General features: G+C 60.2%; 13 protein-coding genes. 5 read left to right on the top strand and 8 right to left on the bottom strand.

The genetic code is table 11. The annotated features are described in order from the left end of the window. Window positions 1-451: 451 nt before the first annotated feature. The 5 genes from FJ977_RS26645 to FJ977_RS26665 form a co-directional block, all read right to left on the bottom strand. On the bottom strand, window positions 452-1,999 hold the full coding sequence (locus FJ977_RS26645; protein ID WP_140775130.1) for a hypothetical protein: 1,548 nt from the start codon (window positions 1,997-1,999) through the stop codon (window positions 452-454). 244 nt (window positions 2,000-2,243) lie between these two features. Next, window positions 2,244-3,296 (bottom strand): helix-turn-helix domain-containing protein, encoded by a 1,053-nt coding sequence (locus FJ977_RS26650; protein ID WP_181180081.1) that lies wholly within the window; start codon window positions 3,294-3,296, stop codon window positions 2,244-2,246. 8 nt (window positions 3,297-3,304) lie between these two features. Continuing rightward, complete coding sequence (locus tag FJ977_RS26655; protein ID WP_140775132.1) at window positions 3,305-4,375, bottom strand: helix-turn-helix domain-containing protein; 1,071 nt, start codon at window positions 4,373-4,375, stop codon at window positions 3,305-3,307. Between the two features lie 381 nt (window positions 4,376-4,756). Continuing rightward, complete coding sequence (locus FJ977_RS26660; RefSeq protein ID WP_140775133.1) at window positions 4,757-5,740, bottom strand: helix-turn-helix domain-containing protein; 984 nt, start codon at window positions 5,738-5,740, stop codon at window positions 4,757-4,759. A gap of 398 nt (window positions 5,741-6,138) precedes the next feature. Further along, the gene (locus FJ977_RS26665; RefSeq protein ID WP_140775134.1) at window positions 6,139-7,614 is read right to left on the bottom strand and encodes a Do family serine endopeptidase; all 1,476 of its coding nucleotides are present in this window, start codon (window positions 7,612-7,614) and stop codon (window positions 6,139-6,141) included. A gap of 989 nt (window positions 7,615-8,603) precedes the next feature. Here FJ977_RS26665 and FJ977_RS36800 point away from each other — a divergent pair. Further along, a complete protein-coding gene (locus FJ977_RS36800) occupies window positions 8,604-8,753 on the top strand; it encodes a BA14K family protein (RefSeq protein ID WP_348643232.1) in 150 nt (49 codons plus the stop codon). A gap of 282 nt (window positions 8,754-9,035) precedes the next feature. Next, the gene (locus FJ977_RS26675; protein WP_246683342.1) at window positions 9,036-9,356 is read left to right on the top strand and encodes a hypothetical protein; all 321 of its coding nucleotides are present in this window, start codon (window positions 9,036-9,038) and stop codon (window positions 9,354-9,356) included. A gap of 291 nt (window positions 9,357-9,647) precedes the next feature. On the opposite strand, the gene FJ977_RS26680 is transcribed toward FJ977_RS26675, so the two are convergent. Genes FJ977_RS26680 through FJ977_RS26690 form a run of 3 tightly spaced genes read right to left on the bottom strand, consistent with a single transcriptional unit; the run spans window position 9,648 to window position 12,443 of the window. Next, a complete protein-coding gene (locus FJ977_RS26680; protein WP_140775136.1) occupies window positions 9,648-10,256 on the bottom strand; it encodes a L,D-transpeptidase in 609 nt (202 codons plus the stop codon). A gap of 55 nt (window positions 10,257-10,311) precedes the next feature. After that, on the bottom strand, window positions 10,312-11,364 hold the full coding sequence (locus FJ977_RS26685) for a helix-turn-helix domain-containing protein (RefSeq protein WP_181180082.1): 1,053 nt from the start codon (window positions 11,362-11,364) through the stop codon (window positions 10,312-10,314). 8 nt (window positions 11,365-11,372) lie between these two features. Next, a complete protein-coding gene (locus tag FJ977_RS26690) occupies window positions 11,373-12,443 on the bottom strand; it encodes a helix-turn-helix domain-containing protein (RefSeq protein WP_140775132.1) in 1,071 nt (356 codons plus the stop codon). 469 nt (window positions 12,444-12,912) lie between these two features. Here FJ977_RS26690 and FJ977_RS26695 point away from each other — a divergent pair, with 469 nt between their 5' ends. The 3 genes from FJ977_RS26695 to FJ977_RS26705 all read left to right on the top strand — a co-directional run bounded on the left by FJ977_RS26695 (window position 12,913) and on the right by FJ977_RS26705 (window position 15,334). After that, window positions 12,913-13,689 (top strand): META domain-containing protein, encoded by a 777-nt coding sequence (locus FJ977_RS26695; protein WP_140775139.1) that lies wholly within the window; start codon window positions 12,913-12,915, stop codon window positions 13,687-13,689. Window positions 13,690-13,865: 176 nt separating this feature from the next. After that, window positions 13,866-15,068: an alpha/beta hydrolase gene (locus FJ977_RS26700; protein WP_246683343.1), complete on the top strand. Its 1,203-nt coding sequence runs from the start codon at window positions 13,866-13,868 to the stop codon at window positions 15,066-15,068. A 71-nt stretch (window positions 15,069-15,139) separates the two neighbouring features. Beyond that, the gene (locus tag FJ977_RS26705; protein WP_140775140.1) at window positions 15,140-15,334 is read left to right on the top strand and encodes a hypothetical protein; all 195 of its coding nucleotides are present in this window, start codon (window positions 15,140-15,142) and stop codon (window positions 15,332-15,334) included. Window positions 15,335-15,439: the final 105 nt, after the last annotated feature.

Here is a 15,439-nt window from a genome sequence, read left to right on the forward strand (position 1 = left end):
CGATATGTCGCCCTTACCGTCCGTCCTGGCCACGCTTGGGGAGATATGCCGACCCATCCCGGCTCCTGGTTTGGGGCCGCCTCATGGGTCTGCAAACAGGGTTCACATCACCACGCCGGCCGTTCCGACAACCGCGTGGATTTGATTGAACTCTCCCTAGCCGCTTGATCTCAGGCTCATGAAGCACCCTTGTCCTCAGAATCAAGGGATGCGCCATGGGCCAGGTTCTTCATGGGAGCCCTCGTTCCTCGATGCTCCGCCTCCCAACACGCTGTTCAGGAATGTCTGGCGCTCATTGAAGGACAAATCATCGAACAAGCATCTCTGCTGGGAATGCGGGACACCCCAAACCCAAAGGGTTCAGAAGAGCCCGGTCGTGCCCTCCGGAATGCTTTTCCAAGGCACGCGCAATTTGCTCCACACCCAGCTGGCGACAGTCGCGCTCGCGTCGTCAGGCAGATCCGGTGAATCCCAGATCGTCACGGATTACCGTCATCGGACCGATGGGCAACACCTCTGCCTGGGCCAGGTTGAGTTTCACAAAGTCGATCTTGTTTTTCCAGACCGTACGAAGGAAGTCCTCGAACGCATTGATGGTTAGTTGCTCGCCGGGGCAGCGCCGGTAGCCGAAACCAAAAGGCGCGAAACCCGCATGGTCGCACACCGGCAGGGGTTTGCCATCGGCAACACCAAAAACGGTTCCGAACGCGCTGTTGTGCAGTGATGCCTTCCGGCCGTCCTTCACGTCGAAGCTGGTTTTTTCGAAGGGACACCGGGCCATCCCGATTCGCTCGACATGCTTTTCGTCGACCTGTGCGCTCGTCGGGACACGCTCGTATCGTGACGGATCGAACTCCTCCGGATTCTTCCAGTGAACCGGGTCGAGGCTGGTCGAAGTGTGAGGGCTGATGATGTAGCCGGACCGCTCGAACGCAGGCGGGGAAGTTTCCTGCAACGAGGAGATGCTGCCGCTGTTCGGCGAGATGATACGGAAAAGCTCCATGACGAAACGCTCGAGTGGGCTGAAAGAGGATTCGCCGGCGCTATCGAAGCTGCCCTTCATCGTCTTTGCAAACGACGCCCGTGTGTCCGGGTCGCCGGTCGCCGTGCCGAGCTTCAGCATCATGTTGTAGAGCGAGTTGCCCCACTGGCTGAACGCCACAAAGTTGTGAAAGCACTCAAAGACCACGTCCTTGTGAGCGAAATTGTCGTCACCTTCGCCGTTCTTGAGCCAGTACCAGGCAAATGTCTTGTGTGGGTGGGGCGTCTTTCCCGTCTCAAGATCGGCAAGCCGCTCCCCAATCCATGACTTCAGGAAATCGAGATTGTCCCGGACGACCATGTAGTTTTCGTAGACGATGCGTTGGGTCGGATCGAGATAGGCGAGAACCGTGTTGAAGCTCATGCCGATCTGGCGCACCTTCGGGGGTATGGCATCGCCGCTGACTCCGAGATGCAGGTCCCAGTACATGTCCCAGAACGTATCGAGGTACAGGCGCATCAACGGCTTGCCGGCATTGCCCTTCGACAGCAGGCCTTCAAAGAACGCTGTCACCTTGGCGCTGTACATCTCCTGATAGAGATCCGCCGTGACGGCGCTCATGTAGATGCGCTTGCGGCGATTGTCTGGGCCGCGCTTGTCCAAGCCCTGAAGGAAGACGGTTACGCCTTTCTCCGGAGCCGGCCGCCAACTCTCGCTGATCAGGCCCCACAGATATGTGGGAAGGGCATTTTCCTTGCTCAGCGCCTCATCGATCATGGGCAGCATCGCACGCTCCCCCTGATAGACGCTGACCAGGAAGAAGGGAAGGATTGCGTTTTCGATATAAGCGGGATCGAAGTCCCGGGAAAAACGGCTTCGAAGCTGGGCGGCGGAGTTTTCGAGGTCCGTGACGGAGAGCGGCTGGCGTTCGGCGGTGGCCGCATGTGAAAAGACGGGATCTACGGATAGTCCGGCAACGGCAGCCGCGCTCCCAGTCAGAAATGTGCGTCTTTTCATTCGGCAGCTCCTTAGGCAAGGTTCCGAAGAAGCATATTCCCATCGCGAAAAGTCGAAAGCCACGGAATTCGAGATTTGCGGCGATTGGCCATCAATCCGATAAAAATGGACCCCACGCATAGGGGTGGGACAAATTGGACAGACTGCAGAATTACTGGTTACACTCAAAATTGGCCCGGAATAGCGCATTTTTAGGATACGGCAATTACCCATTGATCGCCGCAACGAGTTCGCTTGCGCGTGCCTACAGGTGGCCGTCGAGTGGAAGGTTGCTTGCCAGAAGGCTGTTTAAGGAAGGTCTGTCGTCGCCGGTTCGCTCGGCCAGGGGCGGATGCTTGATGCCCAGCCAGCCGGCCTCGCGTGCCTCCTTGGGTGAGATTCCAAACTCTCTCCTGAATGTTCGGCTGTACGTGGAAGGGTCTACAAAGCCCCATTCCTCCGCGATGCTGGAGATCGGCCGTCCGTCCGTGCTGTCGCCCAGGACGTCCCTTGTCCTCAGCAACCTTTGGCGCCGGATGTAGTGTGAGACGCCGCCAGCCGGTTCGAAAATCCGATAGAGGCGCGAGCGTGAGATCGAGAGCTCCTGGCAGAGCCTTTCCGGCGTCAGGTCCCGATCGGCAAGCCTGGCGGCAATGAGCTTGTTGGCGCGGGCCATGATGACGGCATCGATCGGTTCCTGGGCCTCGAAGAAGTGATCCCGGGACGGGGAGATGCAGGCGGCGAGCAGGCTGGTGGTCGCCGCCGCGATATAGGGAACATCGTTCTCCGTGCGGTTTGGAAGGGAATGATAAAGCAGCAGGATGTAATCGGCGACGAACGCCGCCATCTCCTGGCGGATGTCGAGCGTGAAGGGCTGCGAGAACGCGAAGTCTCGCGGAAGGAACAGGCAAATCACGCCATCATCCTCGCCCTGACCCTGATGCGGTGTCGCCAGGCACTGCCAGCGCAACGGTCCTGTCCGCGGCTGCCCGCCGCCTGAAGGGATTGTTTGCGGCACGCAGAGAAGCCAGTGATCGAAGACCGGATTCTTCTTGCTGCTCCAGCGGCGATGATAGCCGGTTCCGGGATATTCGATGCAGGCCAGGACGAGGCCGCCCAGCTGCCACACCCGCTCGCGCGCGGCGAACGAACCGAACTCGTCCCGAAGCAATTCGATGTCGGCGATGTTGGCGTGCCAGCTTCGATAGAGGTCGAACTGTTCAGCGGGCGGCGCCGAAGAGGTGTCGATGTCGACGACGCACCTCAGAGGCTCCGTGGTGCCGATCCTGGCGCTTCCGCTGATAGTGCGTGCCTGCATGAGACAACTCATCGCTTGGAAGAAAGTGACAGCCCTAGGGAATTGTTGATGAGAAGGGTGCCCAGGGTGCCGACACCATCGAGCGGCTGGTCGATGCTCAGCCAGGTGGAGTGCTTGATGCCTTGCCATCCGAGCTCGCGCGCCTCCTTGGGAGACACGCCGAACTCCAATTTGAACATCCGGCTGTAGGTGGAAGGATCGGTGAAGCCCCATGCCTCGGCAATGCTGGAGATCGTGCGCCTGTCCGAACTGTTGGCCAGGGCATCGCGTGTCTTGAGCAGCCGCTTGCGGCGCACATAATTGGCCACGCCGCCCGCCGGCTCGAAAATCCGATAGAGGCGCGAGCGTGAGATGCCGGCCGCACGGCAGAGCTTGGCGGGCGTCAGATCGGGGTCGGTCAGCCTTTCCACGATGGTTTTGGCGATACGCGCGATGGTGACGGCGTCTACTGGTCCTTGCGCGGCCGCGAGATGATCCTTTGAGGGCGTCAGTGCCGCCGCGAAGAGATTGGCGGTCGCCGTGACGACGTGCGGCAGGTCTCCTTCCCTCAGATTGGGGAGAGAGCGGTAGAGCAGGATCGCGTAGTGGGCCAGGAAGGCCAATGTCGCGTCGCTCGCTTCGATTTTTGACGAGCGGGTCGCCGGCCATGTGCGCGGCAGGAAGAGCGTGACGGTCAGGTCATCATGGGTCACCGCGACATCGGGCAGGGCCAGGCACCGCAGGCGAGGCTTTCCAGGGGGCATCTTCCCGCCGCGGGATCGTGCAACCGGCGCGGACAGGACCCAATGGTCCAGCAGCGGCCGTTTGCGATGTTCCCATCGGATGTCGTAGCCGGAACCGGGAACTTCGATGGTGCCCAGTGCCAGATCCCCCAATTGCCACACCTGATGATGGGCCGGGAACAGGGGCTGTTCGGCACGAAGAAGCTGCATCTCGGCAACCCCGGCGTACCAGGTCCGGAAGAAGTCGAACTGTTCGGCTGGAGGCACCGACGCGGTGCTCTGGTCGATGGCGCATCTCAGTGGCTCGGCAGCGTACGGATCGCTGGGAATGCCGGCTGCGCTTACTCTTGCGTCCATGACAAAACTCCTGTCACGCCATCGCCTGGGGGGCCGTGGCGAGCCGCCACCGCCTCTTCCCAGCCATCTGTCGGGGTTGTTTCGGCTTCCGCCGACTTCCAGCCTTGGGAGCCGCGCGTTGTATGGTCAGGATGATGCCGGCGCGCCCGGGTCACGTGAGCGGGGCGGCATGACGGCTGCGCCTATAAAGGCTGATCGGACACCATTCCGCTCTCCTGCATTTCGGCCAACCCTGGCTCCCGGCATCCGCGGATCAGCGGCGCTCCGGCGGCAACGACGCCGCATCACCAGAATCTCCTGAGGGCGAGCTAATCTCTATCCACTTTCCGACAGGGCGGAGTGGCTGCCGGAAAGCGTTGAAGCCGTGATCGACGACATCCATCAATCTTGCGGCGCGTGCCCCCAAATGCGCCGCCGCGTCTCGCTGGGCGAGCATCCGAAGAGCGCCGCATAGGCCCCCGCGAAGCGGCCCAGATGCCAGAAGCTGAAGCTCATGGCGATGTCGGTGATCGAGAGGCGATCGCCCTGCGTCAGGATGAGGCCGTGCGCCGCGCGCAACCGCCGCTCCCGCTCATAGGCGCGGGGATTGACCCCCAGGTGTTCGTGAAACGCGCGCTCCAACGTTCGCTCGCCGACGCCCAGTATCCCGCAGACGTCGCTGACCGAAACCGGGCCGTGCGGTTTCGTCTCGAGGATGGCGAGAGTGGCGTCGACGATATCGCGTCGATCGCCGGAACCGAGGCCGCGGGCGGGCGGGCCCTCCGTGTGGAAGAGCACCTGCGCGAGCGCGGCGCCCGCCTCGCTCGCTGCAACCGCCAGGCCGGCACTCAGGTCGTAGCCAGGCCGCGCGGCGGCGGCCTGCGCGTATCCAACGGTCAGCAGCAGCTTCTGTTGAAGCTCCAGTTCGGTTGCCGGGGCGAAGCGCTGCCCGTGCACCCCAGGCATCAGCCAGTTCCGCCCGTCCAGGCGGGAAGCAGATGCCGTACGCAGAGAATCGAGCGCGGACCTACGCAGGCCGATCCGCATGAGGCGATAGCTACCGGGCATCTCCAGGTTGAATTCCGTTCCCGGGCCGATGACCCGCAACCGCGGTACTTCACTCCGTTGCCCGTTGAAGGTGGTGCCTTCACCCCAAAGGAATACCGCCGTCAGCGCATCGTCATTGATCGCCCCCGACATCGCGATGCCACCTTTGTCCTGCAGGTCGAGGATGAATGCGTCGCCATAGTCGATGGTTGCCAGGCGCGATGCATGGCGCTGTGATCCGATCTGCCGGATATGGAATTCCGCGTCGGGATCGGATCCGCCGGTACGGGCCACGACGGAGTTGTATTTACGCGCGTACCAGTTCGGTGCCTCCAACATCCATGGCCTCCACAAAGTGTCGTCCGAACTGGGAGATACCGGACGCGGTTCCCCACGATGGCAAACAGGATCATCAGCTGTCCGTCGCAGGTCAGGTCAAATCAAGGTTACGATATATAACGCCAATCACGTGACTGATGGCAGGCGCAATGTTGCGGGCGGACGGGTCGACATCGGCGCCGAAACGGCAGCGGGCGTAGGGGAGCCCGCTGCCGCCAGGAGCGAACACCACGATTGACGGATGTGTTCGGCTCCTTGTTCCCCGCAGCGGCTTGGCGGCAGACTTCGCTGCGAGGAAGCTCGTTAGCTGAAAGCGCCGCACACCCCGAGTACGCCAGCGATGCCCTCAGCGTTCTGAAGCGGCCCCCGAAAGCCAGGTTTGGTCTCGGGGGACGTTCTCAGCCCTTGCTGACCGGTACAGCGACGAAGCGGTTGGCGTCGTCACGTGTGATCTGCATAAGCACGGCCTTGCGTCCTGCCTTGGCGGCATCCGACATGGCTTTGGTGACGTCGCCGGCGGTGCTCACCTTGGCCGAGTTGATCGTGGTGATGACGTCGCCGGGCTGGATGCCGTGGTCGGCGGCATCGCTGTTGGGATCGACATCGGTGACCACAAGGCCCTTGCCGTTGTCCGACTTGGTGACGGTCAGCCCGAGATCGGCCAATGCGTCGGTCTTGGCGGGCGCGGCCTGTTTGCCGTCATCGCTTGAGCCCTGCTTGTCGCCGGACGGCAGCGTACCCAGATCGACCTTGATCGTCTGGCTCTTGCCGTCGCGCCAGACTGTGACGTCGACCGATTTGCCCGGCGCATAGGCGCCGATCGTGCGGGCGAGTTCTTTCGGCGAGTCCACGTTCTTGCCGTTGACCTGCGTGATAACGTCACCGGCGACGATGCCAGCCTTCCCGCCGGGACCAGCGTCCTGGGCGTTCGACACCAGCGTGCCCTTGTCCGATTTCAGGCCGAGCGAGTCGGCGATCTCGGCGGTGACCGGCTGGATTTCAACGCCGAGCCAGCCGCGCTTGATGGAACCGTCCTTCATAAGGTCATCGACGACTTGCTTGGCGGTTGACGCCGGAATGTCGAAGCCAATGCCGACGCTGCCGCCCGATGGCGAGAAAATGGCTGTATTGACGCCGATCACCTCACCGTTGAGGTTGAAGGTCGGGCCGCCCGAATTGCCGTGATTGACCGGAGCGTCGATCTGGATGAAATCGTCATAGGGGCCAGCGCCGATGTCCCGGCCGCGGGCCGAGACAATACCGGAAGTGACGGTGCCGCCAAGGCCAAACGGATTGCCAACGGCCACCACCCAGTCACCGATGCGAACCTTGGAATCGTCGGCGAAGTCGACATAGGTGAACTTGTCGCCGCCGTCGACTTTCAGCACCGCAAGGTCGGTGCGCGGATCGGTGCCGACCAGCTTGGCGTCGAGTTCCTTGCCGTCGCTGGTGACAACCGTGAAGGAGGAGCCTTCCGAGACGACGTGATTGTTGGTGACGAGGTAGCCGTCCTCGGAGATGAAGAAGCCCGAGCCTTGCGCGACCGGGCGCGGCTTGCCATTGCCACGCTTGAAGTCGTGTTGTTGCGGGTTGTCGGGGAGGTTGTCGAAGCCATCCTGGTCGTCGGAGCCTTCATCGGCCGCAGGCTGGATCGTCGACTTGACTTTGACGCTGACGACCGCGGGCGAGACGCGTTCGACGATGTCGGCAAAGCCCGTCGACTGTGGCGCATCGACATGCACGGCACCCGCCAGAACGGGAACCGTTCCGGAGAAAACCGCGGTGGCGCCGACAGCGCCGACGACTGCCAGTGACGCCACGGCCGCTGTCAGGCGCCGACGCGTGCTGGAATATGAATTGTGGGCGATAGTCATGAGTTGGGATCCTCTTGTAAGGATGCGCTCCAGATGAGCGTCCTGGGGAGGAGGACTAGAGGGGCACACATTACAGCGCCATTTCCGTTGCATGAAAGTTTTGTCATTTTTCCGAAGACTGAGAGCATATGTATATAAAGATGCTGTCGGCTTATTTTTGGAAAGATTGCAAAATTGTAACTTGGATTTTTGTATGATCTGTAATTCAGGTGCATCGAAAGAGATGATTGTTCGATGTCAAAGAAACCAATATCGAAATCAAAAAAATACAATATACCGTCCGACTTATTCGGTGTTTACGCTACATTGATTCGAGGGTCGTGCGCCGGCGATTTCCGGTCAAATTTCGTCAAAAGTGCCCTATACGTTGATTGTATGGCGGCGCATTTGAAAGCGGCGCGCATACCATCAGGCTCGCCTTTGTCGTCATTTCCCGCGGCCGCCGGGAAGCGGCTCTAGATTGTGACTTTTCGTGGGGTGGGGCGCTGTCCAACGGGTGATTTTCGTCTCGACGAGAGAGGGCGGGAGGCCTGTCGCGGGCATCGAGGAAGTGCGGTCAGCGGACGCGGTTAACGGAGGCAGTGCAAAAATAAACGTCCTATCCACGTTTGGGATTCACGGCATATTCCAACAAGACGACGTGCTGGCGTAAGGTTGCTTCGATTTGACTCCATCCGCGGCGGCAGGTTGTACGGCGGCGGACGCAGCTAACGGAGAGGCATATGAAGCGCATCATCATCGCCGCGCTCGTCGCAAGCATGGCGGCACCCACATGGGCAATGCCCGTCGGAGCGTTGAGGCCGTCAGTCTCCGATACGGTCACGAACGTCGATCTGAGGAGGCCCCCCCGCCATAGACCGGGACACGGAGTACGGCCACCGCACCACAGGCCTCCTCATCATCGGCCCTCCCGTCACCACCACCGTCATTCGAGGAACAATAGTGGGGCCGTCGCGGCGGGCGTGATTGGCGGAATGCTGCTCGGCGGGATGGCGGTCTCGGCTGCTCGCCAGCACAATCACAACGCGTGGAACAACCATGTGAACTGGTGCTCGCAGCGTTATCGCTCCTATCGAGTCTCGGACAATAGCTGGCAGCCTAACAATGGCCCGCGCCGGCAGTGCATCTCGCCCTTCTGAGCGTCCTGCGGGCTCGCTGGTTCTGGCGAGCCCGATTGGATTTGTTGCAACGGCTGAATCCAAGCTGGTACCGGAGCAAGTACCGACCCAGGCAAAGGCCAACAACGCCGTTGGCGTGAGTCGGCCGGAAGCGCCCGCCTGCTCAAAGAGCATTTCCGAGAAGATGCATGATTGAACGGGCCTTGCTGATCAGTTTACACATGTCCGCACGGGTGACATCCTACGGAATGTCTCCGCCATATTGGCCGATTGCGCTGATGCGCCAGTTTGGGAGAGACTATCGTGCTGAGAAACCTGTCGATCGCGGCAATGAGCACCCTGATGATTGCAAGCTTCGGGCATTCCGCGTCAGGCGCGTCGATTGGCGCGGGCAACCCCTATCCGGTCAGCAACTACACATGCCAGGACGGCACGCGTCTGGCAGTGCGTCTCCTCGGTGATCGCGCTTCCGTGTCCGTCAACGACGCGGCCGAGGTTGATCTGCCCTCGATGGGGCCGGAAGGAACGACCTATTCGAACGGCCGATGGACGATCACCATCATACAGGGACGCCTGTCGTGGGGCGTTGGCCGAGCTGTGCCGTCCGAATGCGTCGGCGGTTGAGCATCTATCTCCCTGTAAGGAGAATTGAAATGCAAAGACCGCCCCGTTCGGTCGCGCGTTGCATCGCCGGCTTTGCGAAGGGATCTTTTTTGCTGCGGCCAAATGCAATCGAACCACGAACACCGGCCGAGGCATGGCGGCAACGTGGGCGTGGTCTTCGGAATTCCAAGTCGCCATTCGGATAAGCGCTAACAGGCCGTGGAAAAGGATCGGGGATACCCGTTTGAGTCCGATCTACGCTCGGCCTGATTCTGATACGTTCCGTCAGCAAAACAGTCTTTCAACTGCCTGCTAGAGAACGATAACGCGGGCGCCGTTGCGTACTGTCCCGTAGAGTTCAAAAATGTGCTCGTTCAACATCCGGATGCAACCGGACGATGCGGCTTTGCCGATACTCCACGGCTCATTGGTCCCATGGATGCGGTAAAGCGTGTCCTGGCCATTGCGATACAGATACAGCGCCCGTGCCCCGAGAGGATTGTTTGGGCCTCCGGGGACGCGCTGCGGCAAGCTCGGATTGCGGCGTCGCATGTTGGCGGTGGGAGTCCAGGTTGGCCATTTGGCTCTTCGTCCGACTATCGCCTCTCCGCTCCATCTCTGTCCGTCCCGACCGACCGCAATCCCAAAGCGGATCGCCCTGCCGGCATCTTCGACATAATACAGGAAGCGCTCTTGCTTGTTGATAAGGATTGTTCCGGCAGGTTCCTTGCCCAAGTAAGGCACCATTTGCCGACGGAACTGCTGGGGAATATTTCCCTTGTCGACGAGAGGCACGTCAAACGGCTTGTCTGGAATCCTCCCGATATACCAATTCTTCTGGGAGGCCTCCGCGCGACCAAACAGCGCCAGAAATGATATGCCTCCAACAATGACGGACCGTCTGTCTAAAGAATTTGCCAAATGAATCTCCTATCCTCGATCCGGTCACGTCAGCCGAACTCACTAACTACGTGTTCTACAGTTGGCGGCCAAGCAGATAGTTGCTTGCCAGAAGGCTGTTTAAGGAAGGTCTGTCGTCGCCGGTTCGCTCGGCCAGGGGCGGATGCTTGATGCCCAGCCAGCCGGCCTCGCGTGCCTCCTTGGGTGAGATTCCAAACTCTCTCCTGAATGTTCGGCTGTACGTGGAAGGGTCTACAAAGCCCCATTCCTCCGCGATGCTGGAGATCGGCCGTCCGTCCGTGCTGTCGCCCAGGACGTCCCTTGTCCTCAGCAACCTTTGGCGCCGGATGTAGTGTGAGACGCCGCCAGCCGGTTCGAAAATCCGATAGAGGCGCGAGCGTGAGATCGAGAGCTCCTGGCAGAGCCTTTCCGGCGTCAGGTCCCGATCGGCAAGCCTGGCGGCAATGAGCTTGTTGGCGCGGGCCATGATGACGGCATCGATCGGTTCCTGGGCCTCGAAGAAGTGATCCCGGGACGGGGAGATGCAGGCGGCGAGCAGGCTGGTGGTCGCCGCCGCGATATAGGGAACATCGTTCTCCGTGCGGTTTGGAAGGGAATGATAAAGCAGCAGGATGTAATCGGCGACGAACGCCGCCATCTCCTGGCGGATGTCGAGCGTGAAGGGCTGCGAGAACGCGAAGTCTCGCGGAAGGAACAGGCAAATCACGCCATCATCCTCGCCCTGACCCTGATGCGGTGTCGCCAGGCACTGCCAGCGCAACGGTCCTGTCCGCGGCTGCCCGCCGCCTGAAGGGATTGTTTGCGGCACGCAGAGAAGCCAGTGATCGAAGACCGGATTCTTCTTGCTGCTCCAGCGGCGATGATAGCCGGTTCCGGGATATTCGATGCAGGCCAGGACGAGGCCGCCCAGCTGCCACACCCGCTCGCGCGCGGCGAACGAACCGAACTCGTCCCGAAGCAATTCGATGTCGGCGATGTTGGCGTGCCAGCTTCGATAGAGGTCGAACTGTTCAGCGGGCGGCGCCGAAGAGGTGTCGATGTCGACGACGCACCTCAGAGGCTCCGTGGTGCCGATCCTGGCGCTTCCGCTGATAGTGCGTGCCTGCATGAGACAACTCATCGCTTGGAAGAAAGTGACAGCCCTAGGGAATTGTTGATGAGAAGGGTGCCCAGGGTGCCGACACCATCGAGCGGCTGGTCGATGCTCAGCCAGGTGGAGTGCTTGATGCCTTGCCATCCGAGCTCGCGCGCCTCCTTGGGAGACACGCCGAACTCCAATTTGAACATCCGGCTGTAGGTGGAAGGATCGGTGAAGCCCCATGCCTCGGCAATGCTGGAGATCGTGCGCCTGTCCGAACTGTTGGCCAGGGCATCGCGTGTCTTGAGCAGCCGCTTGCGGCGCACATAATTGGCCACGCCGCCCGCCGGCTCGAAAATCCGATAGAGGCGCGAGCGTGAGATGCCGGCCGCACGGCAGAGCTTGGCGGGCGTCAGATCGGGGTCGGTCAGCCTTTCCACGATGGTTTTGGCGATACGCGCGATGGTGACGGCGTCTACTGGTCCTTGCGCGGCCGCGAGATGATCCTTTGAGGGCGTCAGTGCCGCCGCGAAGAGATTGGCGGTCGCCGTGACGACGTGCGGCAGGTCTCCTTCCCTCAGATTGGGGAGAGAGCGGTAGAGCAGGATCGCGTAGTGGGCCAGGAAGGCCAATGTCGCGTCGCTCGCTTCGATTTTTGACGAGCGGGTCGCCGGCCATGTGCGCGGCAGGAAGAGCGTGACGGTCAGGTCATCATGGGTCACCGCGACATCGGGCAGGGCCAGGCACCGCAGGCGAGGCTTTCCAGGGGGCATCTTCCCGCCGCGGGATCGTGCAACCGGCGCGGACAGGACCCAATGGTCCAGCAGCGGCCGTTTGCGATGTTCCCATCGGATGTCGTAGCCGGAACCGGGAACTTCGATGGTGCCCAGTGCCAGATCCCCCAATTGCCACACCTGATGATGGGCCGGGAACAGGGGCTGTTCGGCACGAAGAAGCTGCATCTCGGCAACCCCGGCGTACCAGGTCCGGAAGAAGTCGAACTGTTCGGCTGGAGGCACCGACGCGGTGCTCTGGTCGATGGCGCATCTCAGTGGCTCGGCAGCGTACGGATCGCTGGGAATGCCGGCTGCGCTTACTCTTGCGTCCATGACAAAACTCCTGTCACGCATGAGAGCTGCCATGATCTGGGCAGTTCATTGCGCGACAGGCCGACTTCCCACAAAGGAAAACCAACAATAAATTGGATCGTCAACCTGCCGTCGCGGATGAGATCGGATCGAAGTAACTCTAAGCCAGCACTGCGTTTTTTTGGAATATGCTGTGAATCCCAAACGTGGATCCGGCGTTTATTTCTTGCGCTCCGCAATGAGGCTGATCGAGCAACATGTGAATTTCTCGTGGCTCACAGAGAGGACGCAAAGTCATGTCTCGGATCGTTGAGACTGTTGGCTCCGGGAAAACCATCTCACAGACAGTCGCCGTTTTCTGCCTCCGAATGCGCTGACCATCCCAACTCTAGGCATCCCGTCCATTTTTTCTGTTCCGGGCTTTGTTCTCCGGTCGGTGGCGTGGACTCTCGATCGGACATGGGACATTCGGTTTGAACAACCTGGTGATTTGACCGTCATTCGGCTGGTGCCGATCCGTATTCAGAGAAATATGGTCGGCTGGCGATCATGGGAGGCAGCAATTCTGTCCAGAAAATCGTGCTCCCTGTTCAGGATCGCCGCTCCATTTTTGGCCTTCTGTCTTGCAACCCCAGGAAGTGCCGAGGCTGCCACCTTGACAGCGCGCGGCAACGAACCCGGTTGGCACGTCGTGGTATCCGACAAGGCGATTTCCTTTCGTGCCCTGGAGGGAGAGACCTTCACGATTGAACCGGTACCGCAGCCCACAACAACGAACGGTACCGATGTATACACCGCGACTGTTGATGGCCGACACTTCACGCTGACGATTGCCGAAGCGGTGTGCGCCGACACGATGACGGGAATGCCATATCCGAAAACCGCGACCGTGATGATGGATGACCGCAAGTTGGCAGGATGCGCCGGCGAACCGGCAGACCTGCTTCACGGGGATTGGCCTGTCGAAATGATAGCTGGATCGGCCATTGTCGCGGGATCACAGCCCACCCTTGCCTTCGATCAGGACCGAAGCATCCACGGGAATGGCTCGTGCAACCGATTTCTCGGCAAATTCACCTTGAATGGGGAAGGTTTGACGATTTCAGAGACGGGCGCATCCATGATGATGTGCGATCAACCGCTCATGGACCAGGAGCGCAATCTTCTGGCCGCCCTCGAAGCGGTTCGTCGCTTCGAGGTCGCATCGACAGGGCAATTGCGGCTTCTCGGCAAGGACGGCCAGACGCTCGTAAGCCTGGGGAAATAGACTCTCTTCGCGCGGAGAGCCCTAATGCTGGCCTGGGCTGGTCGCGCAGGAAAAGGTATAGGCAATGACGACTTCATCAAGAACTCAGTGCTCTATCCTTCACTAGTGGCACGGCTATCATGTGTTTGTCTGTCATCGCCGCGCGCGCAACTTGAAACGAGTCTCGGGACAGCCACATGGTCGGTGCCGTCAGCCGCATGAAGAAAACCGCGATACGGCTTGTTCCGCTCATCTTGTTGGCGGCGCTTCTGCAGGGTTGCGCCGGTCCAAGGGCCGTCACTGGCCTTGCCTCTCCCACTCAGTCCGATGCGCGGTACCTGTCGACGATCCCCTTCCTTGTAGCGACTACGCGTGCAGCGTCCGCTACACCCGAACCGCCTTACTCTCGTGATCGCTCCTTGGCGTTGAATTTTTCGCAGGTGAACGTTCTCGTGCCGGCGGCCCATAGACCCGGTTCGGTCGAGACTTCATCTGATATCCCTGATCCGGCGCGCCATTTCTCGGCACGCAATCTCACCCCCATTGCCGATAGCAAGTCATTCCTGTCCCTGTTGAACGCGCGACTGGCAGAGCGCCCGCCATCACAGCGGGAAATATTCATCTTTGTTCACGGCTATAACAACAACTTTGCGGAGGGCTTGTTTCGCAACGCCCAGATCGTTCACGACTACAATATCTCCTCCGTGCCGCTGCATTTTTCGTGGGCGTCCGCCGCATCCTTCAGCGGTTACCTCTTTGATCGGGACAGCGCTCTGCTGGCCAGGAACGGCCTTGCCGAAACGATCGAAATCGCAGCGCGGTCCAATGCGAGCGGGATCGTCATCGTCGGCCATTCAATGGGCTCATATGTCGTGATGGAGGCGCTGCGAACCCTGGCATTGAGAGGCGAGAGCCGTATTTTCCCAAGGATACGTGGCGTCATGATGGCCGCCCCAGACATCGATCCGGATGTCTTCAGCAGTCAGGTCGATGATATCCCCGTGCTTCCGCAGCCGTTTACCGTCATCGTTTCGCGTCGCGACCGGGCATTGAATATTTCAAGGCGCCTGACTGGCGGCGGCCACAGGATCGGAAGCGGCTTCAACATTCCGCTTCTCCAGAAGAAAAATGTTCAGGTGATCGACATCTCCGACGTCGATGGTGGCGGCCACAGCGGCTTCGCGAGTTCGGGCACGCTGATCAAACTGCTGGGCTCTGACCGTCTCCTGCGCCGCCTGATGACCGACGAAGACGCAACTGCCAACGGCAAGGTTGCGGAGGCGGGACAGGCCGTATTCGAAAATGCCGCCCTGGCGATCCACCTGCCGGTCAGAATTCTTGAGGGGTTGAGCACTGGACAATCTCGGCCGGTTTTGGATGGTGGCAATGTGTCGAGATAAGCTCGAAGGATCTGGTCAAGAACGCAGATGACGAGTGTCCAATTTCTTTCATTGTTTCTATGGAGGTGACTATGGCTGTAAATTCAGGGTCTCTGCTGGTCAACAAATTGACCGCTATCGGTTTCCTGGTTGTGGGATTTCTCATTCTTGCATCTGGTTACCGCTATGGCTCGACCTCAACCCTGTTGGGCGGATGCCTTATTCTTATTATCGGCGTCATTCTCTTGATTCTGAAGATCGCCCGTCGAAACAACGGGACGCCTTGAGCGGCGATTTTCGTTCGGGGTTGCCCAAGAACAGATGGTTAGGGTGGTTCAGCGATCCTGCCAATCGCTGGACCGCTCCGGAGCGATCGTACCTCAACTCGGCAC

Source organism: Mesorhizobium sp. B2-1-3A (assembly GCF_006442655.1).
GTDB lineage: Bacteria > Pseudomonadota > Alphaproteobacteria > Rhizobiales > Rhizobiaceae > Mesorhizobium.

Coding starts and splice junctions, on each gene's coding strand:
- FJ977_RS26690 (WP_140775132.1), bottom strand. CDS start 12,443: ATGGACGCAAGAGTAAGCGCAGCCGGCATTCCCAGCGATCCGTACGCT.
- FJ977_RS26645 (WP_140775130.1), bottom strand. CDS start 1,999: ATGAAAAGACGCACATTTCTGACTGGGAGCGCGGCTGCCGTTGCCGGA.
- FJ977_RS26655 (WP_140775132.1), bottom strand. CDS start 4,375: ATGGACGCAAGAGTAAGCGCAGCCGGCATTCCCAGCGATCCGTACGCT.
- FJ977_RS26650 (WP_181180081.1), bottom strand. CDS start 3,296: ATGCAGGCACGCACTATCAGCGGAAGCGCCAGGATCGGCACCACGGAG.
- FJ977_RS26685 (WP_181180082.1), bottom strand. CDS start 11,364: ATGCAGGCACGCACTATCAGCGGAAGCGCCAGGATCGGCACCACGGAG.
- FJ977_RS36800 (WP_348643232.1), top strand. CDS start 8,604: ATGGCGGTCTCGGCTGCTCGCCAGCACAATCACAACGCGTGGAACAAC.
- FJ977_RS26700 (WP_246683343.1), top strand. CDS start 13,866: ATGGTCGGTGCCGTCAGCCGCATGAAGAAAACCGCGATACGGCTTGTT.
- FJ977_RS26660 (WP_140775133.1), bottom strand. CDS start 5,740: ATGTTGGAGGCACCGAACTGGTACGCGCGTAAATACAACTCCGTCGTG.
- FJ977_RS26705 (WP_140775140.1), top strand. CDS start 15,140: ATGGCTGTAAATTCAGGGTCTCTGCTGGTCAACAAATTGACCGCTATC.
- FJ977_RS26665 (WP_140775134.1), bottom strand. CDS start 7,614: ATGACTATCGCCCACAATTCATATTCCAGCACGCGTCGGCGCCTGACA.